At 40.3% G+C, this 22,277-nt stretch carries 18 protein-coding genes; 2 read left to right on the top strand and 16 right to left on the bottom strand.

Going from position 1 to position 22,277, the window contains the following annotated elements; genetic code table 11:
• Positions 1-46: 46 nt before the first annotated feature.
• The 9 genes from ACKWB9_RS01325 to ACKWB9_RS01285 all read right to left on the bottom strand — a co-directional run bounded on the left by ACKWB9_RS01325 (position 47) and on the right by ACKWB9_RS01285 (position 11,893).
• Entirely contained in the window at positions 47-313 is a 267-nt protein-coding gene (locus tag ACKWB9_RS01325) for a transposase (RefSeq protein WP_414001174.1), read from the bottom strand.
• 280 nt (positions 314-593) lie between these two features.
• Complete coding sequence (locus ACKWB9_RS01320; protein ID WP_414001173.1) at positions 594-1,235, bottom strand: hypothetical protein; 642 nt, start codon at positions 1,233-1,235, stop codon at positions 594-596.
• Positions 1,232-7,792 carry an RHS repeat-associated core domain-containing protein gene (locus tag ACKWB9_RS01315; RefSeq protein ID WP_414001172.1) on the bottom strand — a complete coding sequence of 2,187 codons (6,561 nt, stop codon included), beginning with the start codon at positions 7,790-7,792 and terminating at the stop codon, positions 1,232-1,234. Before ACKWB9_RS01315 ends, ACKWB9_RS01320 begins: the two co-directional genes overlap by 4 nt.
• Positions 7,793-7,872: 80 nt before the next feature.
• The gene (locus tag ACKWB9_RS01310) at positions 7,873-8,349 is read right to left on the bottom strand and encodes a T9SS type A sorting domain-containing protein (protein ID WP_414001171.1); all 477 of its coding nucleotides are present in this window, start codon (positions 8,347-8,349) and stop codon (positions 7,873-7,875) included.
• A gap of 6 nt (positions 8,350-8,355) precedes the next feature.
• Positions 8,356-9,474 carry a hypothetical protein gene (locus ACKWB9_RS01305; RefSeq protein WP_414001170.1) on the bottom strand — a complete coding sequence of 373 codons (1,119 nt, stop codon included), beginning with the start codon at positions 9,472-9,474 and terminating at the stop codon, positions 8,356-8,358.
• A gap of 5 nt (positions 9,475-9,479) precedes the next feature.
• Positions 9,480-9,947: a hypothetical protein gene (locus tag ACKWB9_RS01300; protein ID WP_414001169.1), complete on the bottom strand. Its 468-nt coding sequence runs from the start codon at positions 9,945-9,947 to the stop codon at positions 9,480-9,482.
• A gap of 98 nt (positions 9,948-10,045) precedes the next feature.
• Entirely contained in the window at positions 10,046-10,543 is a 498-nt protein-coding gene (locus ACKWB9_RS01295; RefSeq protein ID WP_414001168.1) for a hypothetical protein, read from the bottom strand.
• Positions 10,544-10,545: 2 nt separating this feature from the next.
• Positions 10,546-11,394, bottom strand: coding sequence for a hypothetical protein (locus ACKWB9_RS01290; RefSeq protein WP_414001167.1), 849 nt, complete (start codon positions 11,392-11,394; stop codon positions 10,546-10,548).
• Positions 11,395-11,485: 91 nt separating this feature from the next.
• Positions 11,486-11,893 carry a hypothetical protein gene (locus tag ACKWB9_RS01285; RefSeq protein ID WP_414001166.1) on the bottom strand — a complete coding sequence of 136 codons (408 nt, stop codon included), beginning with the start codon at positions 11,891-11,893 and terminating at the stop codon, positions 11,486-11,488.
• Between the two features lie 748 nt (positions 11,894-12,641).
• Here ACKWB9_RS01285 and ACKWB9_RS01280 point away from each other — a divergent pair.
• Positions 12,642-13,289 carry a hypothetical protein gene (locus tag ACKWB9_RS01280; protein WP_414001165.1) on the top strand — a complete coding sequence of 216 codons (648 nt, stop codon included), beginning with the start codon at positions 12,642-12,644 and terminating at the stop codon, positions 13,287-13,289.
• Positions 13,290-13,298: 9 nt separating this feature from the next.
• Here the strand turns inward: ACKWB9_RS01280 and ACKWB9_RS01275 are convergent, their stop codons facing one another.
• Both ACKWB9_RS01275 and ACKWB9_RS01270 read right to left on the bottom strand, forming a co-directional pair.
• Entirely contained in the window at positions 13,299-14,969 is a 1,671-nt protein-coding gene (locus ACKWB9_RS01275; RefSeq protein ID WP_414001164.1) for a helix-turn-helix domain-containing protein, read from the bottom strand.
• A gap of 177 nt (positions 14,970-15,146) precedes the next feature.
• Positions 15,147-16,244: a S1C family serine protease gene (locus ACKWB9_RS01270; RefSeq protein WP_414001163.1), complete on the bottom strand. Its 1,098-nt coding sequence runs from the start codon at positions 16,242-16,244 to the stop codon at positions 15,147-15,149.
• Positions 16,245-16,540: 296 nt separating this feature from the next.
• Between ACKWB9_RS01270 and ACKWB9_RS01265 the strand changes: the two genes are divergently transcribed.
• Positions 16,541-18,280 (top strand): ABC transporter ATP-binding protein, encoded by a 1,740-nt coding sequence (locus ACKWB9_RS01265; RefSeq protein ID WP_414001162.1) that lies wholly within the window; start codon positions 16,541-16,543, stop codon positions 18,278-18,280.
• Positions 18,281-18,378: 98 nt separating this feature from the next.
• On the opposite strand, the gene ACKWB9_RS01260 is transcribed toward ACKWB9_RS01265, so the two are convergent.
• The 5 genes from ACKWB9_RS01260 to ACKWB9_RS01240 all read right to left on the bottom strand — a co-directional run bounded on the left by ACKWB9_RS01260 (position 18,379) and on the right by ACKWB9_RS01240 (position 22,238).
• The gene (locus ACKWB9_RS01260) at positions 18,379-18,711 is read right to left on the bottom strand and encodes a 2Fe-2S iron-sulfur cluster-binding family protein (RefSeq protein WP_414001161.1); all 333 of its coding nucleotides are present in this window, start codon (positions 18,709-18,711) and stop codon (positions 18,379-18,381) included.
• A 57-nt stretch (positions 18,712-18,768) separates the two neighbouring features.
• Complete coding sequence (locus ACKWB9_RS01255) at positions 18,769-19,830, bottom strand: NAD(P)/FAD-dependent oxidoreductase (RefSeq protein ID WP_414001160.1); 1,062 nt, start codon at positions 19,828-19,830, stop codon at positions 18,769-18,771.
• Positions 19,831-19,896: 66 nt separating this feature from the next.
• Positions 19,897-20,136: a NifU family protein gene (locus ACKWB9_RS01250; RefSeq protein ID WP_414001159.1), complete on the bottom strand. Its 240-nt coding sequence runs from the start codon at positions 20,134-20,136 to the stop codon at positions 19,897-19,899.
• 3 nt (positions 20,137-20,139) lie between these two features.
• Positions 20,140-21,279, bottom strand: a complete 1,140-nt coding sequence (locus ACKWB9_RS01245) for an Mrp/NBP35 family ATP-binding protein (RefSeq protein ID WP_414001158.1) — start codon at positions 21,277-21,279, stop codon at positions 20,140-20,142.
• Positions 21,280-21,572: 293 nt separating this feature from the next.
• Positions 21,573-22,238 (bottom strand): ABC transporter ATP-binding protein, encoded by a 666-nt coding sequence (locus ACKWB9_RS01240; protein ID WP_414001157.1) that lies wholly within the window; start codon positions 22,236-22,238, stop codon positions 21,573-21,575.
• Between the last annotated feature and the right edge of the window lie 39 nt (positions 22,239-22,277).

Genomic DNA, 22,277 nt, shown 5'->3' with positions numbered 1-22,277 from the left:
TCCTCCTTTACGATACCTTCCGCCAGTTCCCTGCGCCCGCAAGGCCTCAGAGCTTTTTTTCGATGATGTCCTTCAAGATCCTATGGTCGAGGCTAAGGTCAGCGTACATCTGTTTGAGCCTACGGTTCTCTTCCCGTAACGACTTGAGTTCCTTGAGCTGTTGGGCGTCCATGCCGCCGTACCTGCGCTTCCAACTATAAAAAGTGGCGGTGGTGATCCCTTTGTCACGACAGATGTCGGTGACCTTCATTCCCGAATCGTATTGCCTAAGCATCGCAACGATCTGTGTTTCTGTAAATCTGCTTTTCTTCATAATCTAAAAATAATTGATTTTTAAACTGTACGAAAAACAGGGAAGCCTTCAAAACGGGTAAGTCTTCATAGCCAAGAACTCTTGCTCTAACCTTTCCTTGAATTCCCCCGCTACTGCCAGTTTGCAACTGATCGTCCCAATACCTTTTCAAGGCCTAAAATCCGGCCCGTAGAACGGAAGCATTAAAGAAAACCATGCCAAAAACATGGTTGGTTGTTTCAATTTATTTTAGGATTAAGTATAAAAATGCAAACCTATTTCAGGAAGAGACAAGTGGGGGTTATTGATATTGAACAGGCAACCATTCATTTATTTGTTTTTCTTCTTCATTAGATTGTTTGAAATGATTTGTGAAAATAGTTCTACATTCAGGTTTAAAACCTATAATATCTAATGGCCAAACATAGTCACTCGCACTATATTTACCCCACACACCAGTTTCTCCAAAAATAAAAAACTCCTTATTTGGATTTTCAATAATAGTTGAAGAAATGAAATTTCCATTTATAATTTCCTTCCAACTAATTGTAACTGGATATTTCATTCTAAATGCTGGTTCTTTTAAATTGCCTCTAAAAGTATTTTCTATTACAACTAAATATTTTTCTCCAATTTCCAAAAGAGATTTTTTCAACTGTTCAAAATCTTTTTCTGAAAATAAACATCCTCCTCTTAGAGGAATCAATTCATAACCTTTCTTAAAAACCATATCTGGAAGGGATACATCTAAATTCATAAATATACGTTCGTGCAATTCTTTCCACTTTGAATTATATTCATTTTCTGAAAGCCAGTATTTTCTCAGATAAATTTCTGCCAATGAAATATTGCCCCATTTAGATTTAGGAGTAAGTTTTGACAACCACCATGAACCTTCTACTGAATATGTGTCAATATGATCTTTATATTCTTCTCTCATCATTGTATTATTCGGATTTTAAAAACTTCTCCTGCACGATTAAAGTTAATAGTAAAATCTCCTGACCAAGAAGAAATATGTCTACCAATATTCGTTCCGTCATTTAATAAGAACCTGCCGCCAGGAAGAGATTTAGCTCCTTTTGTTAGAGCATCAAATATAGCATTTCCATTACCTTTTACGAAACCTTGTAAGCCACCTTTCACTTCGGAAAGATCTCCTGCAGCGACAATTAGGTCATCAACACTATCGAATCTAGATATAGCTTCTTTTACTGCTCGCCTTTTTGCTGCTCGTCTATATTTCGCTCCTTTTTTTAAAGTTCGTTTAGCAAGCGACCTACCCCCAGCTTTTATTCCTGTTTTTATAGCTCCTTTTACTATAGAAGAACCACCTAGGGTAAATACGTCTAAAACAATAGATCCCGCACCTAAGGCTACCATCCAACCATTGCCTTCTTGTATACCATTGTAAATGTCTTTCAAGCCACCAACTACGGGTACAAAATCCAAGGCCATATCCACAACATCTTCCGTAGTAATGTTAAAGCCTTCAGGTTCATTAAATTGTTGGGCATCGGCAGCAGGGTCATACTCCCAGCCCTCAGGTCTTGCCATGCCCTGTAAAGGATCCGCACGGCCGGTCAATGAAATACCGGTCGGGCTCACATCTTGAAAAGAGAAGTTATTGCCCAAAGTATAGTTAATAGCATTACCAGATGTGTCTACAGCGGGTATATTCAACGCTATACGCCCCCCATCATTAAATGCCGATCGCCGCTCAGAGCCTGCTATACTTGATGATATCTGTGAATTATTCTGATTATTGCTGGGCGAAGGCGGTTCACTACCAATATCGCTAGGTGAGCCTTTACCTGCATAGTTGTGTATTAATCCATATATACCCGTAACAGCAAATAACCCTACAATAATTTTTGCGGCTATTATAAGAGCAGCAATAATACCTTCTTCCCCACTAGGGTCATTGTACATTAGAGGGTTATTTAACACATAGGCATACCGGTTGTAGTTTTGTGTATTAAAGGGATCCTGTATATAATTATCAGGTGATAAGAACCTACCCAAATTAGCATCGTACATACGCCCGTTCATATGGATGAGACCTACTTCAAAAAAGTGCTCATGGCCCGTATAGCCCCTGCCCAATAAGCTATTATGGTCAAAAGTGGTATTTCCGTTACTATCTAAAAATTGATCCACTACCCCCCAAGCCCCAAATTGGCGCTCTTCTTTTACATCGCCATCGGCATCAGTGATCGCCATGATACTGCCCAGATAATCGCGGTGTAAATAATGGTATTCATCCACTGCCCCAGCACCTGTAGTCTTAATATGTGCTATAGGTGCCGAATAGGCATCGCCCCCTACATAGGTGATAATTTTTGTAGTATTTGTTTGGGTATCCTCAACAATCTCTACCGGCATAATGGCCGAGTAGTGCTTTTTATATTTACGCAAAGTTTTATCTTCATCTTCACCACCATAATAAGCCGTACTACGGTTCATCATTGGGCCATATTCAAAATTTACCCATCCGTGCCCTTCTTGGTGAACAGTAATTGGTTTTTTATATGCATTGTAAGTAATCTTTTGAGTGGGATGTTGTTGAAAATAGGTTTCACCAGCAGTATTGGGGTCAATTTCAGTTAAACGATATTTTTTACCGGTATCCCCATATGCATAATCGCCCAGAGCCGTATTGGTATCAATGGTACCATTGGGGTTATACCCCATGGCATGGGTAACATCACCGGTAATAGCCGTTAAACGATCCAAGGTATCATAATCAAAGGTTTCTTGCCAGTCAAACCCAAAATTTTCCCTATTGTTAAGTGTACCGCGCTGTGTATTAAAATCATATTCCGTATGCAATGCAACCGTGGGGTTGGTGCCACTTTCTTTATCTTCTATTTTTTCTAAATACCCATAGGCATCGTACATTTTGGTTTGGGTCATACCGTTGCCCAAGGTAACGGTCAATGCTTGCCCTCGAGCATTGATCTGATTTAGCTCCCAAAGTTTGTCCGGAGTGCCAAAATTCAAAATTTCCTTTAAAAGTCCCGAAGTATCGTAGACGTTTTGGGTAACTATAGATTTAGTAATGCCCCCAAATACCGTAGTTTGTGTTTCTTTTTCAATACGGCCGTAGGTATCATACCCCATTTCATAGGTGAAATTTGCCAGACCTGTGTTTTCAATAATCTTATCTGGTCTTTCATAGGCACCATATTCATAATCATAGGTATAGACCCTATTACTATTGGTTTTGTCAGTCCCTATGATCTTTTTTAATTGTTTGGTGGTATTTTCATGATATTGATAGGTCAAGAGTAGATCTGTTAACTCTCCTACTATTTTCTTTTCAGTTACTTTTCCGTCCGGGTCATATTTATAAGAGGTAGTTCCCTTGGGAGAAGTTTGTTTCTTAAGTTCTCCATAATTGTTATACTCATAGGTGTATGTGCCAGCGGAAGGGTCATTTAAACTTGTTTTTCTACCCCAACCATCTACCCCTATGGTAACAATATTACCGTCATAATTGGCAGATTTTAATTGACCGCTTGCATGATAGGTATAATCTATGGCACCTCCAGGGGTATCCTGTACCTTAATGGTATTGCCTAAGGCATCTAAGGTCGTAGTTACGGTTTTAACCCCATCATTTACGGTATTGGACAAGCCTGAATAGGTAGAAGTAATGTTTCTGCCCGTATATAATTGTTGTGAAACAACTCTATTGTATCCATCAAAATTTGTGACGGTCCATTGACCGGGCGATCCATTATGAGGTTCACTTTGGCGAATTAATTTCCCACTTGCATCATGCTCATAACTTGTATAGGACCATTGGTTGTTCAATGTTAAAACTCCCGATCTTATTTCCCAACCAAAGGCATTGTACCAATTTTCCGTTTTACTACCTTGAGGATAATCTACCGTTGTTTTGGTTCCGCCATCTTGTTGGTATTCAGTAGTGTAATTTGTAGTATTTCCTAAATAATCCGTTTCTGTGATAACCCGATCCCAGTTGTCATGCCCATATGAAGTGGTCAATCCATAAACATCCGTAGAAGTCAACAATGAACCCGTAACAGAATCATAATCAAAGGTGGTTTCCAAACCATCAATACCAACAGATTTTGTTAAAAAACGATGACCATAAGTGCTACTATACTCAAATGTTTCAATTCTAGGAGCCTCACCATCAACTACCAAGGTTTTTTTATCAATGTTTCCATACCCATCATATTCAATATTTTGGATAATCCACCCCGTACCTTTACCTTTTCTTCGAATTGTTTCAACTTGATTATTGTTATAAACATATTGCTCTTCTGTACTAAAAGAACTTCCGTTTAAAGAAAGTGTTTCTATCATTTTTAAAGGCTTACCAATATGATAGGTACTGTTAGTAGCCGATGCGTTATTCGAATATTGATAGGTCAGGACCCTACTGCCACCAGGGTAACTCGTTGTAGTTGTCAATGGGTTGTTGTAGGGGTCATAGGTATAGGTGTCCGTTGTCATAACCCCGGTCAGGCCATTATCTATCTCTTTACGGTTCAACCTAATATCAACAGCACCAGCATAACCTGCTGCTCCAGGTTGCTGTTCCGGGGGCACAATTTTACCGGTATAAGTGCCATTGGACCCATTGGCGTAAAAGCCCGGCAATAATTTGATATATTGTTCCACTTCGTCTAATTGAGGCCCGACAATAGAAGTATTTCGGTTATAAAAAGAATCATACTCAGGCGCAATAGGCGACCCAGGATTGGCAATCAACTTATAGTCATAAAAATAATTTACCTTGCTCATATATGAGCTAGGGTCATCAGCATACGAATTTGCAGTAGTAGTTTGTTCTGTTACTGCTCCACGTAACATAGGGTCGTGCTTATTTATGGTCCATATTGCCGGTGCATTATTACCGTACCAATTGCTACTTTTTACTATTTCGAAGCCCCTAAAACCAAGTCCGGTGGCATGTGATACCGCACCTTTATAACGAAACCGCCTCTTTCGAGTAAGCCCAGAGCCAGTTTGTTCCAATTCTCTTACTACCCTGAAAGATGGTGCTACATTTATACTCACAAATGGATAAACTTGTGTTAAACCTGACACTGGAGATTTATACGCTTTAAAAAAATCAGGATCATCATTATCAATGTAACTTGTATCGACCTTATCGTATTTTATCGTTGTGGTAATTCCATTGTTTACAACCTCTTTTAGAGTTACATCTTCTTTATGATCCGTTGAAAATGTAAATGAACTTACCCATTTATCACTTATAGAAGCAAAAGCAAGGGCATTGTTCGGCTTATCCGTAGTTGAAAAAATAGGGATTGGAAAGTGTTTTAAATACCCTGAATATGTCATATTGGGTGTCACAACCTCCTCAAGTTTTGGGGTTAGGGCAATTTGAGTGACCTGCCCCGTATTTTTATATACTTTAATACTCTGCGAACCTACATTACTATTGTTATAGGTTATCGTATTGTAACTTATAATATCTGTTTTAGCATCTCCATTAATATCTACAGGTATTAGATTATAACCGTATAAGGTTCCTTGTCCGTCTTGCCCATCAAAATCATTATTCTTATACATAAAAGGTTGCGTAGTGACCGGTGCAAGAAAACCATTGCCTTTGGATTGAAATGTTAAAAATTGATTATTGTCATCGCCAAGTGGAATTAAAAAATCACCTAACCCATCTCCGTTATAGTCTCCCGGATATACCTGAAAGTAGGATTTAATTCTAGAATCAGCTTTTTCCCACAATAGGTCTAAACCATCATTTGTAGCATTGATGGAATAAACCTGTACATTTCCTCCTTCTATAAACCTTACCAAATCGGTCTTGCCATCACCATTCATTTCAAGAGCAAAAAATCTGTCGGATGCTGCAGAATTCCCTGTTAGGTTACCTAAGTTAATTGTAAATCCACTTCCTATTCTCCTATCTAGTTTTATAGAATGTACTGATGGCGTATCGTATAGAACTATTGGCTGTGGAGTCACTGCCCCACCAAAATGATGTAGTATAATAAGTGGTTTTGCAATTGCTAATACATCAGAGAGCCCATCACCATCAAAGTCACCTGAAACATACTGCTGAGGAATTCTTACATTGGAATTATTGACTGGGTTATTAGTAAGAGGAGCGTTCCAAGTTTTGGTATAAGAAGTTACCGGGACACCGTTAGCTATGGCAGGACCTTCCACCATTACATTGAAATCAATTTTATCTCCTGAGCTGTTCTGAACAACGGCCAAAGCTTTTGATGTCATTAGCTTATTTTGAGTACTAAGCCAATTTACAGGTAAGATAGCTTCAAATTCCCCTGTGTTTACAGGAGTATCTCTATAGTTAAAACCACCTGGGTTATGAATATCTTTAAAAAACCAAAATTTCTTTTTTTCATCGACCCCCGTTTTAGGATAAACAATTAAATCTGTTTTTCCGTTTCCGGTAAAATCCAGCGGTATTACTTCAGCATTTCTTTGCTCAATATTACCTAAACTCAATTGAGAAGCTTCTTCTCTTGTAATAGTTGCCTCAAAATTTGTATTGCCATAATTAAATGTAACTTCTCTTTTGGGAAAACTTACGTTACCATATCTTTCTTCAACACTAATCAACCGATCATATTCAAGGGAGGTTTTGCCATAATTTAACGTATACCTCCTATAAATACTTCCATTATTGCCCGTAACCCAAATATCATTAAGTCTACTACTTCTTGTAAATTTTAGCCCTCCTATATAAGCTTCTTCATCTCTATCACGATTTTCATAGCCAAAATGGATTTTATTTATTGGGTTTGCTTCTCCAATGCTTCCATAAGTAATTTCATCAATAGATAGTTTATTGCTCCTATTATATTTATACGATATACGAACACCCTGAGGGTTTTCCCAATGGGTAATTGCATAATCCATAGCACCTCTAGAATTTTGGGTACTCCCATAATAAGCTATAGAACCATCAGGGTAAAATACTTTAAAATATTCAGGGCCTTGCATTGCCTTAGTTGAGATGGGGCCTGATTGACCATAAGTATCTGGGTTTGAACCATGGGCAACAATTTTCAAGTTCGAATATTGTTCTGTTTGATAAACACTACCACTAACACCATAACTCCCAGACTTTAAAATTAAACGTTGCCCGTCTAAAGCAAAGCGGTCATCTAAATCAAACTTAACAGGGTTTATCTGATTATCATGAAAAAGGGTGGAAGGAATCCTGGAAATTGTTGAAACACCTGAAATATTCCAGCCCCAACCAGCCATACCATTACCTGATTGGCTATTAAAATCCAATGAAATTTCTGGATTTACACCATTAAGTCCGGGAGGTACAACAATAGGAATCGAATAATTAGCTCCTCCTGAAGAATTGACAGACAAATCCGCTACAATACTTCCTTGACTATTACTCAAGTTTATTATATCTTCTGCTATTGGTCCTTTATTTTGTGATGCTTCCTTATCATTTATTTTAATTGTCTCAATATTAGATGCCCTAAACATCTTATGTTCTTTATCTTTTCGAAAGGATAATAACAAAAACAAAGCACAAAAAATTAATATTAGTTTTCTCATGGGGTAGGTTATTTTTTAATTACTTGAAAAGATTGCCTTGTTTTGTCCGCATAGAACACTACTACTATATAATTGCCCGGAGGGTATTGACTAAAGCTCAGATCAACACCCAATTGGCTAGTATGTATTTGGGTATCCAAAAGTTGCTGACCACCCGTTGAAAAAAGTACAACTCTTTGTACAGGGTTATCAGTTTCAACCCATTCAACACGAAGTAAATTTGTAACCGGGTTAGGATAGGCAAAAACTGCTGAATTGCCAGATTCTTCTATTTTATCTTTCAACGGTTCGCTTTCCTCTTCAAGATTTGCAACTAGTGTAGAATCATTAGCTTTTAATGAAGTGGTGCAATTGACACAGACCTTATCCTTCAAGGTCTGGTTACCTGCGCTGTCATAGCTGAACTGAATTTTGTACTGTAGTTGGGCCTGGGCGAATGAAACGACCAATGCGAAAAGCAGGATTGTTAATGTATTTTTTTTCATTGCAAATTAATTTTGTTTTTCCAGTATTTTTAAAATGACAGCTTCAAGGGAATGTAACTTTTTGTACAAAAGCTTATTTTCTTCCCTTAGAGAACTTAATTCCTTAATCGCATTATCTTGCTGCAAAGTGTACAATGTGAGTTCCTCAATTTTTTCCAACAACAGTCTATTCATTTCGCCCAATAGGATGCCGTTGGCCTCAACTTCTTTAGCAGAAGGGATGTTGATCAAATGGCCTTTTTCCATGATGTGTTTTTCTACTTCTTCCAAAGTGGGAAGGTCATAACCTTCTTTAAAGACATAATCGGCCCAGCCGGTTTCCACTTTGATCTCTTCCGCACGGATCTTGCCTTTTACGGCCAGTTTCCAGGAATCGGCATTTTTAGTCCCTATTCCAACATTTCCGTTTGAAGTGTTTATGGTAAACGTATCCCAACTCTCTTGATTCGTATATCTTGTCCCGATTCCGAAAATATTGCCCCCGAAATTCTCTTCGGAGTAACCAATGTTTACTCCAAGCTGGCCTCCATCCTGCCTTATTTCTATTAAAGGGTTATCCGATTCATTGTTGTTGTCCGTATCGGCCTCTAGCCTGAAAATAGCATCACCCGAAGTACCAGTGGAAACGTGCAATTTTCCTTGAGGGGAATTTGTGCCAATACCCATATTCCCCGATGAATTTATTCTAATTCGCTCCACACCGTCATCCTTAAAAATTAAAGAACCTGTGCTTCCGGCCCTTAGTTGCCACGAATTACTTGTTGTATTAATTAGGGAAAGTTGATCTTTGGTAAGGTCTTGTATTACAAGTTTGGAATTTGGAGTTTTGGAGCCAATTCCCACATTCCCATTATCTTGATTAAACCACATTACATCATGGTACGTTCCATTATTATGTCGCCAAAGAGCCAAATCGTGTTGTTCGTTTGCATTTCTAGCACCTAATTCCCATTTAATCACATTGCTAGATCGAAATTCTAGAGGAACCTTGTTCGCTGTATTAGCGTCATTTAAGATTAATTTTGGTCCATAGGAACTAGATTCAATTGTTACCGTTTCACTATGGGTTATCTGGCCCAAAATGTTTGTTGTCACTGCTAAAGAAATGTATAGCAAGAGATTCATCTTTGTCATTTTTTCATTATTAGTTGATTCATTCTTTGAATTTCAATCTGTTGCTGATCGTTTTGTTTTTTTAACTCAATCACATAAAGTGTCAATTCCTCTATCTTCTCCAAGAGCAGTCTGTTCATCTCGCCCAATCGGATACCGTTGGCCTCAACTTCTTTGGTCGAGGGGATATTGATCAAATGGCCTTTTTCCTTGATGTGCTTTTCTACTTCTTCCAAAGTGGGAAGGTCATAATCGCTGAAGAAAACATAATCCGACCATGTGCCAACTTCTACCTTGATTTCTCTAGCACCTATTGAACCTCCCACGGCCAATTTATGAGAACCCGTACCTGATGTCCCAACGGCCATATTTCCATTATTGTTTATTGTAACGGAAGGGTTGGCTATGCCGTTTCCATTAACGGAAAAACGCAATATAGAACTGGATTCAAGACCTCCGCCAAAACCGGAATAATTTGTTGTCAATCTAATATTATCCCCTCCGGACCTCTCGATTTGGATTCCTTGAATTCCTGCAAACGAACCTTTGAAAAGGGCATGTGTGGAATTATCCGTACTGACTTCTAATGGGTTTTGTGGGTGGTGGTTCCGATGCCCACATTGCCGTTCTTATGGAAAGTCAATAACGCAGTATTGTCCGAATGTCCCAAATAAAGCCTATCTGCGCTATCTTGTATATCAAACCTCCATAATTTACCTCCTCTCTCCATTCCAAGTGCAGCTCCTCCTATGGGGTTTTTAATATGTAGCTTAAACAATGGATTGCCGATCCCCAGCATAACTTTCCCGTTGTTCACAATAAAATTACCACCAGTCTTAAATTGATAATTTGTATTGTCATCCTGTTTAATTTTAAGTCCATCACTCTCTATTTGAAAATGATAAATCTGATCTGGGTTATAGTGTATATCCTTTAATGTCAGCAGGCTAGACTTCCAACTGGCCGTTTCTATTGTAAGGCTGGCATTATTGATTTCAACATTACCAGTCGATGGAAAATTATTTTGGGCCTGTGTATTAAATATTGCACAAAATATTATCAGCATAGATATTCTCTCCATTTTTACTTTTGTTTTATTAATGATTTTTCGAGTTCGTATAAACGTTGTTCTTGAATTTTCAACCTCCTTTCTTGTTGGATAGTGTATAATATCAACTCCTCTATCTTTTCCAATAGTTTCATGTTCATTACACCCAGTTGCACCCCGTTTTTCTCCATTTCTTTGGCAGATGGAATGTTGGGCAAGTGTCCATTTTCTTTAATATAGTTCTGAACTTCCCCCAAGGATTTAAGGTCATACCCCTCCTTGAACACATAGTCCGGGCCGGGAACGGAAAGGTCCACCTTTACCTCTTCGGCATGGATATTCCCTTTTACGGCAAGCTTGGCGTCCGGAGAAGTTGTTCCTATTCCTACCTTGGTACTAAAAAATCCGAAATCACCTGTCTTTGGCACATCTTGATAGATATCTGGATCAGTTACTAGCGTAATTGTATTAGGAATATCAATAATTAAAGTAGCTTCTTTCGTAACTGAAAGTTCAATGGAGATATGTCCATAATAGCCTTGTGATTTCCCAAAAAGCTCATAAGTGGTGTCATTTATTTTTTTAAATCTTAAATAATCCCCTATTTCAGTACCTGATATATTATAGTTCCATTTACCAAGATTAGAACTTCCTTCTCTTAAAATCAGCTTTGCGTTTGCTGAATAACCTTTTTCACTCGTTCTCACATAATTTATATGGGCATCGATTATTACCGAATTATGGCTTCCATTGCCAGCCAAATCAAAATGTGCTAATTTGCACCAACCCGATGTGGTTCCAAAACTAAATTTCCCTTGATAAGAGTCTTGCCCGAGCAATAAGCCATATGATACCATGAATATCAACAAAAATGCATTTTTCATTGTTTATTTATTTTTTCAAGTTCTTTTATTCTTTTCTCTTGCTGTAAAATATATAGCATCATTTCTTCTATCTTCTCCAAGAGCAACCTGTTCATTTCGCCCAATTTAGGATACCGTTTTCCTCCACTTCCCTGGCCGAGGGGATATTGGGCAAATGGCTTTTTTCCTTGATATGCTTTTCTACCTCTTCCAAGATCGGAAGGTCATACCCTTCTTTGGATACATAATCCGGCCAGCCGTTGAGGTCTACCCGAACTTCCTTGGTATGGACATGACCGCTTACGGTCAGTTTGTTAATCCCCAGAGCGGGGATACCAACATTGTCATTACCCCAAATGCCCATCCGGCCCATATCGCTCCATGGTAAAAAAGAAATGTCCGGCGAGCCTTGGGAATTCAACGCTTCAACAGTCCCTATAACGGAACTGTTACCAAAAGCCTTCCAGCCCGGGGAAACAACATTACTAGATATGATGGGAAAATTAAAGGGGATATGCAATTGTAGGTGTTTTCATGTTCAGGACGATCTCGGGTTAAAATTATACATCTCTTTTTTATTTCTGACTTAGGAAAACCTTATAATTTCGGAGGATGTTGTTATAAAATTCTCTTTGGAATACGGATTTTTTAACCATAAGATTATTTAAAATTTTGGCATCAAGTTTTAAAAAAGAACGAAAACCCTATATCCGTAAAAAGGTTTATAGCTTTGCTAAAGAAATATTCGGGTATCATTTTTTCAACCTTAGTGGACAATTCTTCCAGCGTAAATAAATTGGGAAACCTAAGAGAAAAGGGAAACGGCGTAAAATTAGCATTATATACTACACTTTATACGGGGTGCTGTGTGGGCATCAATCTTAGAATTGTATTGTGCTATTTCTCCATACACATTTAATTCCCAAAGAGCTACATAGATATCTAAGAAATCCCGATACCGCAATTCGGAAACAGAGTCGTGACAGGATATTTGTGACCACTCTACATCTCAGAATGAATTTACTGTCGGGGCCTTGCCGAACCCTTGATTGTTATGGGAAGTTCGTCCTCCCCCCTTTCATTACCGGAGAAAAAATTGTTCTAATTGTCCCTATGGGAAAAATCAAACGGGTCCATAAATCAAGGGTCTTATATAAAAAGACATCCACGGATTACCACTACGATTATCGATCATATAAGATTTTAACATCTCCTTAAGCTCCTATGGCAGGGTATTTGCTATCTTTAGTTGATTTTACCAAGGTAGGATGAACAAAAAAATTACATATTCCCTCTTTTTCTCAATACTGATTTTTGGGTTCGTAAATGCCCAAACGGATATTCCCACACAAAGACCTTTAAAGATAGGGGCGGTCAATAAACCGGATTCAAAAGGCAAGGCCAAATCGGGAACGGTGTTGAATATTCCATCGGTCGTTAAGGAACCGTCCAAAATAGATTATAAGAGCAGGCCACCTGTAAAGATGCTTCCGGACAGGGAACTGGTACAGGCGGGTACAGGACTTAAAATAGACCCCAGGATCGGTCCCAGGGAAAAAGAAGGCGGTTCAAAACAATTTTTTGGCGATCAATACCTGGGGGATGTAAGGAGTAATGGAAAATTCATAGGTATTGTATGTAGAGACCATGAGTTTGTGGATGGCGATCGTGTAAAGATCTATTTAAACAATGTAGTAGTCGATCAGAACATGCTACTAACAGGAGCGTTCAAAGGTATTAACGTAGACCTTCAAAAAGGGTTCAACAGATTGGATTTTGAGGCATTGAACCATGGTTCCTCAGCTCCAAATACAGCCCAGGTAGATGTCTATGACGACAAGGGCCAACTTATCTATTCCAACAAATGGTTGCTCTCTTCGGGTTCCAAAGCTACATTGATCGTTACCAAGGAATAGTAGTTTCACTTACAGGAACGCCAACGCTAATTTAATATCCCCATAATCTACTTTACCCTCAAGTGCCTCATATATTGGTTTTAAGCCCACAGCATCATTTTTTACTTTTTTTCTGGCTTCGGTTATTTTTTCCAATAGGTGGTCATCGGGACGGTAAAAATCCAGATTTTCCTTGGGCCGTTCTTTTCGCAATCTGATCAAATGCCCGGCAATCGTACCTATGGAAAGGCCACGCTCTTCAGCAATTACTTCCAAAGGGATTTTTTGTTTCAAATACCCGAGCGTAATTTCATAGGTAGATTTCTTCTCCGTACTTTTCTCCTTTATTTTTTTGGATTGTTTTTTGATTTCTTCGGGATCGGTGAGTCCACCGCATTGCTTTATAAAGGCCAACGATTCCATTTCCAAGGTTTTGAAATCATTTTCCATATCCACCATTTCCGAAAGTTCCTGAAAACGGATATCCGCCTTATGGGCCAATCCATCCACATGAAGCGCCATTTCATTAAATCCCGAAAGTCGCAGGTTTTCAATATTCTTTAATCGGGAAAGTGCCACATACCCCTGACCACGTTCAAAGGTTTTGGAAAGATCGATCGTGGCGGCATCCAAGGTCATCCCTTGACATTTATGAACGGTTATGGCCCATGCCAATCGCAACGGAATCTGTTCAAAGCTTGCCAAAACCTTCCCGTAATCGTCATATATTCCCCAAATTTCTTGTTTTACCGTAATCCTTTTTCCATGGGTCGTCTTTATGATGGGGTATCCCTCATCGGTAAAATCGATTACCGTTCCCATGGTCCCGTTCACATATCCCTGTTCCGGATTGTTACGCACGAACATTATTCTGGCATTTTCTTTCAGTTCAAGATGTTCTTGTGCCAAAACCGATTTTTTTAAAGTCTCGACCAACTTTTGATTACCCTTGGTCGATGCTTTATATTTTCGAGGACGGCCCGGTAATTTCTCCTGTTCTGAGCTATTGATCTGGTCCACATCCATATTATGGGTAAACAATCTTGTGGGTGTTTCTTGATCCAGAAAATTCGTATTCGCTTCTTTTAAAAAATCAATGCTTCGTTGTGAAATATTTGCCGACCGAATCTCGTTCAGGATACCATTCAAAACATCATCGCTTTCTTGACGGTATTGTTCCGTTAGATAACAGACATGCAACCGGGCATTGAGCCATGCCTCTCCCATAAAGGCAAATTTGTCCCTGCTTTTCTCATTCGGATACCCAATGGGCGGTAACTGGAAAAAATCCCCGCACAATACTATTTGGACTCCCCCAAAAGCCCTGTCATCGTCCTTAAAAAAACGGAGTACCTCATCTACCATGTTCAACTGGTTCCTGTGCAGCATAGAAATCTCATCAATGATCAAGATCATGGACTCCTCTAAATGTTTTTTAAGGTATTTCTTGGTACGCATGGTAACCAAATTGGCCCTGGTCAATTGATTTTTAATACCAAACCCGGCCCAGGAATGTATGGTCATGCCATTCATATGGGTAGCCGCAATTCCGGTAGAAGCCGTAATGGCAACAGGTACTTTTCTTTCCTTTAAATAGGAAATATATTGGTTGAGCACATAGGTCTTGCCCGTACCCGCAGAACCGGTAAGGAATACATTTTTTCCAGATTTCAACAGGGCCAGGGCCTTATCTTGACGCATATGAAAATAACCAAGTATTCGTAAAAGTATCTCAAAAAATATTCAACGCCCCCCTTCGGCAACCTCAGTACATTATCTCAAGGGAGCAATCAATATATTCAAAAAAGATAAACTAAGATCTGCTTTACCGGGATAATATTTTTTCCATGCTTTTTTCGACACAAAGAAACCTTGGTCTTATCCGCCCTTTAAAAAATTTTTCCTCACTTCGGATACATCTAAGGTAACCATGTATTCCTTGCCTTCACGCAAATAACGGACATCTATTTTTTCCTTGTTCACCAGCGTCTTCCTTATACCTTCCAAACAACCTACATGGCAGGTATCCTGCGGGCCTATCTTCAAGATAATATCACCCCCGAACAAAAAAGGCTTGCCCCCGATATTTGCAGGTATATATCCACCCTTAAGGCCTGCCTTATCCGCCGGACTGGAGGATCCTACTTTCTGTACCAACAAACCGCCACTAAGGTTTAAATTGAATAATTTAGCTAATTCCCCCGATTTTAAAAACACCCCTTCTATACCTATCCACGGACGGTCCTCAAAAGCCAACAAACCCTTCACGGTATTACTGGTCACCGCCATACCTATCCCCTGAAAACCTCCGGAAACCGTTAGTATACTCGATGCGATCCCTACAACCTCGCCATTTGAATTAAATAACGGCCCTCCGCTATTACCCTGATTGATGGCAGCATCCGTTTGGATAAATTCAATGTTCACCGTACCATCATACAACGTATTGAAATTTCTAAAAGCCGATACGATACCGGAAGAAAAGGAATTTTCCATACCATAGGGACTACCAATGGCATAAACGTTTTGGCCTACCGCCATTATATCGGAATCGCCTAAAGTCGCATGGGTGAGATTACGGTCTGGCACATCCAATTTTAAGAGTGCAATATCAGCAGATTTCTCGCTAAATAGAATGGTAGCCTTTCTTAACTTTCCATCCGTTGTCTTTACTTCTATTTTGGTAGAACCGTCCACTACGTGGGCGGCGGTAAGAATATGACAATCCCCGGAAATCAACACCCCAGATCCCAAACCATTATTTTGTACGGGACCTTTTTCCGTATAGGAACTACTGGTCGTGTAAATGGTGACCACAGATGAAATTACTTTTTGATAAACCCTGGCGACCTGTGCCTCCGCAGGGGCTAAATTATTGGGAAAAGTTCTTTTATTTATAGGAGCATGGCCGTTTTGCGCCCATAGACCTATACCCATCAATACTAAAACCCCGAAAATTATACCATTTTTTTTCATCTGTTGTTATTTAATATGTTTTCTATGATCGGCTGTGGTTTGCCAATCAATATTTTGATCGACACCTTACCGGTCACCCTTATTTCTTATGTCGATGGAAACTCTAAAGCTCCCAATCCTTACCTTGGTCGTGCGACAAGCCTATATACTAACTCCAATTCCCGGATTATTATCCAAATTGATAGATATGTTCCTATTTGGCCGTTTTTGGAGCTATATTTCCCATTCAATTATACCTACCTTTATAGCTTTATTTTTAGTACAAAAAACCTTCTTCAATCAAACCACAACCCAAGATGTCCGGAAAAAAAGTAAGTGTCCTAAAAGCGTTCAAAACCATTATCTGGCCCAGAAGAAAACTGGTATTAGTGGGGCTATTATTGATTTTGATAGGCCGTGGGGCAAGTTTTGTAGCGCCTGTTTCCTTGCGTTATTTTATAGATGATATTGTCCCCAACAAGAATTATGGCTTTCTTAAACTATTGGTGGCCGTAGTCGTCCTTTCCTTTTTGGTCCAGGGAATAGTATCATTCCTATTGACCAAAGTATTGAGCATACAGGCACAATTTATGATTTCCGAACTCCGGGCACAGGTTCAAAAGCAAATACTGTCATTACCCATCCGTTTTTTTGACAATACCAAATCCGGGGCGCTGGTTTCCCGCATTATGAGCGATGTTGAGGGCGTGCGCAATCTTATCGGTACCGGCCTGGTACAATTGGTAGGTGGTACCGTAACTGCTGTGGTTTCATTAGTGCTATTGCTACGGATAAGTCCTATTATGACCCTCTTTACATTAGTTCCCCTGGTGTTATTTGCCGTTATCGCTTTAAAGGCGTTTAAAATTATACGGCCCGTATTTCGCGAACGTGGTAAAATAAACGCAGAGGTAAAGGGGCGACTTACGGAAACTTTAGGAGGGATACGGGTTATCAAGGGTTTTAATGCCGAGGCACAGGAAGCTAAAGTGTTTGAATCCGGAGTGGAGCGTATTTTTAAAAATGTAAAAAAGAGCTTGACCGCAACAGCGATTATGACAAGTTCATCTACTTTTTTGCTCGGTCTTGCCACAACGGGCATCATGATGGGTTATGGCGGCTATGAAATGATACAGGGCCAGTTGAGTACCGGGGAATATTTTGAGTTTACTTTTCTTCTGGCGTTGATGGTAGCACCCATTGTACAAATGAGCAACATTGGCAGTCAACTGACCGAAGCCCTGGCCGGGCTTGACCGTACCGAAGAATTAATGAACAAAACGGCGGAAGCCGATGAAAAAGACCGTACCGTCCAATTAAACGCCATTCACGGGGATATGATCTTTGAGAATGTTTCTTTTGCTTATGAAGAGGACAAAGAGGTCCTGCAAAACATTAGTTTTAAGGCCAAATCGGGCGAAGTCATAGCCTTAGTGGGCAGTTCAGGTTCGGGTAAATCTACCATAGCCGGGCTGGCAGCGAGTTTTTTGAATCCCGATTCAGGGAAAATCACCATAGATGGAAAGGACTTGGCAACAATAGATTTAAGTAGCTATCGCCAGTTCTTGGGTGTAGTTTTACAGGACGATTTTCTGTTTGAGGGCACCATTCGGGACAATATCCTGTTTCCCAGGCCCAATGCTACGGAAGCCGAATTGCAAGCTGCCATAAAAGCCGCCTATGTGGATGAATTTACGGACCGGTTCGATGAAGGATTGGAAACCCTGATCGGGGAACGCGGCATAAAGCTTTCCGGAGGTCAGCGTCAGCGTATTGCCATTGCCCGCGCAGTCTTGGCCGATCCGCGCATTTTAATTTTGGATGAAGCCACCTCAAACCTAGATACCGAAAGCGAAGCCCTGATCCAAAAGAGTCTGGCGGAACTGACCAAAGGACGGACTACTTTTGTCATCGCCCACCGCTTAAGTACCATCCGAAAAGCAAGCCAAATCTTGGTCATTGAAAAAGGGAAAATTGCTGAGCGGGGAACACATGATGAATTAATCGCCACGGAAGGCAGGTATTATAATTTGTTTACCTATCAGGCAAGGATATAATCAGCTGCCAGGTGATTAAATGTAGTGTAAACACCTGTTCGGGTGCAAGAAGAAATCAAAACTTGTCCTTAGTCTATATAAACCGGATAGGGCAACCCTTAAATTTCCTCTGGAGCCAACTCTACTTCAAGCCCATCCATATCTTCGGTAATATGCAATTGACAGCCCAAACGGGAGTTATCTTCTACGTTAAAGGCTTCGGCCAACATGGCATCTTCATCATCCGATTTTTCGGGAAGTGCATGGGCGGATTTCACATAGCATTGGCATGAGGCACACATGGCCATACCGCCGCAAATCCCAATTGTACCTTCCGGGGCAAGTTCATAGGAACGTACCACTTCCATCAGGTTCATATTCATATCCGTAGGAGCATCGATCTCATGAAGTACTCCTTCCCTATCCGTAATCTTAATCTTTATATCGCTCATAATACATGGGAATACATCCCTAAAGTCCCTTTAAGGGGATAATCCTTACTATTAAAATTAGTCTATTGCCTTGACCACAGCTTTTGGCGCTTCTTTTTTACTACCGTCAAATCCGGTAACGCCCCCTACCGTAGTGTATTTCATAACATATTTTTTATCCGGATAAATACGTTGATATGCACTTTGGCACATTAAAGTAGCCTCATGAAAACCACAAAGAATCAATTTTAGCTTACCCGGATAGGTATTTACATCGCCTATGGCATAAATACCTGGTATATTGGTCTGATAATCCAGGGTATTATCCACTTTAATGGCATTCTTTTCAATCTCCAGTCCCCAATCCCCTATTGGTCCCAATTTGGGCGAAAGACCGAACAACGGAATAAAATTATCCACTTCCAGAACAAAATCTTCCGAGGTATTCCCCGTTTTTCTTATAACAACGGATTCCAATTTATCCTTACCGTTCAACCCGACTATTTCTGCAGGTGTGATCAAATTTATTTTCCCCTGATCTTTCAACCGCTGTACTTTTTCAACGGAATCCAAAGCACCGCGAAATTCATTTCTTCGGTGTATCAGGGTTATTTCCGCAGCTATATCGGCCAAAAAGATGCTCCAATCCAAGGCGGAATCCCCTCCCCCGGCAATCACTACTTTTTTACCCCGGTAAACTTCGGGGTCTTTTATGATATAGGCAATGCCCTTATCTTCATATTTTGTTAGATTTTCCAGTAACGGCCTCCTAGGTTCAAAGCTGCCCAATCCACCTGCAATGGCAACAATAGGCGCATGGTGTTCCGTACCTTTGTTCGTAGTCACGACAAAGGAACCATCTTCCAATTTTTTAATGGTCTCCGCCCGTTCCCCCAATGTAAACCCCGGTTGAAAAGGTTTTATCTGCTCCATGAGGTTGTCTACCAGATTGCCCGCCAATACCTCGGGAAAACCGGGAATATCATATATAGGTTTCTTCGGGTAAATTTCCGAGCATTGTCCGCCGGCCTGGGGCAAGGCATCGATCAAATGGCATTTTAGTTGTAGCAGGCCTGCTTCAAAAACGGCAAAAAGACCCGTAGGTCCCGCGCCGATAATCAGTATATCCGTTTTAATCATTCAGGAGTTTTATTTTGGAGGTAAAGCTAGAGATAGCCCGGAAAAACATATATGATAATTGTTAGGTTAACCAATATTGATTACTTCCTCTATTTGCGGAGCATATTTTTTTATGGTCATTTCCACACCACTTTTCAATGTCATCTGATTGACGGAACAGCCTACACAGGCCCCTTCCAATTTTACTTTTACCGAATTCTCATTATCTATGGATATCAAAGAGATGTCGCCCCCATCACTTTGTAAAAAGGGACGGATTTCCTCCAAAGCTTTTTCCACGTTCAGTTTTAATTCTTCTGGTGTCATTTTTTATTTCTTAACGGCGGAACACCCTGCCATTGTTGTTATCTTAATTGCCTCGGTCGGCGGAATATTCTTATTTCTATTCACCGTTTGTTGTACTACATTTTTAGTGATTTCCTCAAAAGCGGCCTCAATAGCGGTTGCCGTTTGCAATGCCGCCGGACGGCCCACATCACCGGCCTCACGGATACTCTGTATCAAGGGGACCTCTCCCAAAAAAGGGACTTTTAAATCTTCGGACAGGTTTTTGGCCCCATCCTTGCCAAAGATATGGTATTTATTACCGGGTAATTCTTCCGGTGTAAAATAAGCCATATTCTCTACAATCCCCAAAACCGGTACGTTTATGGAATCTTGATGAAACATGGCCACCCCTTTACGGGCATCCGCCAGGGCCACTTCCTGGGGCGTGCTTACCACTACGGCACCGGTAACCGGCATAGCCTGCATGATGCTCAAATGAATATCCCCTGTTCCCGGCGGTAGGTCTATCAACATAAAATCGATTGCTCCCCAATGGGCATCAAAAATCATTTGGTTCAGTGCTTTGGAAGCCATGGGTCCTCTCCAGATCACTGCTTGATCGGGCCGTGTAAAAAATCCAATGGAAAGCAGTTTTACGCCATAGCTTTCCACTGGTTTCATCTTAGATTTCCCATCGATATTTACCGCCAGGGGCTTTTCCATGGCTACATCGAACATAATGGGCATGGAGGGGCCGTAAATATCCGCATCCAATAAACCGACCTTAAAACCCATTTTGGCCAAAGTTACCGCCAAGTTCGCCGTAACGGTAGATTTGCCCACACCTCCCTTACCCGAGGCAATTGCGATTATATTTTGGATGCCCGGAATGGGTTTCCCTTTTATCTCGTTGGTCTTGGGCTTTTCAACGGGTGCATCTACCTTGATATTGATTTTTATTTTGGCCTTTTCATAGACCTCTTTATGGATAATCTTAAGAATTTCTACCTCGGTCTTTTTACGTGCCTGCAAGCTGGGGTTGGAAATAACAATATCCACTTCTACCTCATCGCCAAAGATCTGAACATTCTTAATGGCCCCGCTTTCTACCATATTCCGGCCTTCCCCGGGAACCGTAATCTGTTCTAATGCTTTTAAAATATTTTTTTTATCTAACTTCATCAATTCAACCTTTTTTGTCCGGATACGCTCTTAAAGTCCAGTTGCCGACGGACATACCCCACTTTCGCAAGCCCGGCACATGGTCTCAAGAGAATTATTTTATTCAAAATCATTCTAAACAACAAAGATAGTCCTTAGTCCCGAGATTAGGAAGCTATGGAATTGAAAATGAAGATAGAGGGATAAGGATCGATTATCGGGGCATGGAAAGGAAAAGGTTTTCTTAATCGGAAAAAACCTAAATCAGGTTTAAATAGCCGTACTATAAGATTGAACTGGTTTAAACGAGTTCATTATACCTTTCTCCCGTCCAACAGATTAATGATCCGGGATCCGTAGGCCGCATTCTTTTCAGAATGGGTCACTTGGATAATGGTTACGCCATCTTCCTCGTTCAACTTTTTAAAAAGTTCCATGATTTCCCTGCTCTGCTGTGAGTTTAAATTTCCCGTAGGCTCATCGGCCAATATCAATTTCGGGTTGGCGATCAGTGCACGGGCCACACCTACTAGCTGTTGTTGCCCACCGCTCAATTGCGTAGGAAACAGGTCTTTCTTCCCTACAATATTAAAGCGATCCAACATATCGGCCACTATGGCCTTACGTTCCGCACCCTTAACTTTTTTATACAATAAAGGCATTTCTAAATTCTCCTTTACCGTGAGTTCATCCAGTAAATGATAGGATTGAAATACAAATCCAATGTACTCCTTATACAAATTGGCCCGGTGTTTTTCCTTAAGGTTATGGACTGATTCATCAAGAAAGTGGTATTCCCCCTCATCAAACCCATCCAACATCCCAATGACATTGAGCAAGGTGGTCTTGCCCGAACCTGACGGCCCCATAACGGAAATGAACTCCCCTTCTTCGACCTTCAGGTTAACATCCTTTAAAAGAAATACCCGTTGGCCACCGGAGTTGACCCATTTAAAGATGTTTTTTAATTCTAATAACATAGTTGTTGTTTTAATATTATTCTCTGAAAATCGGGAATC

The organism is Maribacter spongiae, assembly GCF_047345125.1.
Taxonomy (GTDB): Bacteria; Bacteroidota; Bacteroidia; order Flavobacteriales; family Flavobacteriaceae; genus Maribacter.
This window is presented reverse-complemented; position numbering and strand designations above follow the sequence as displayed.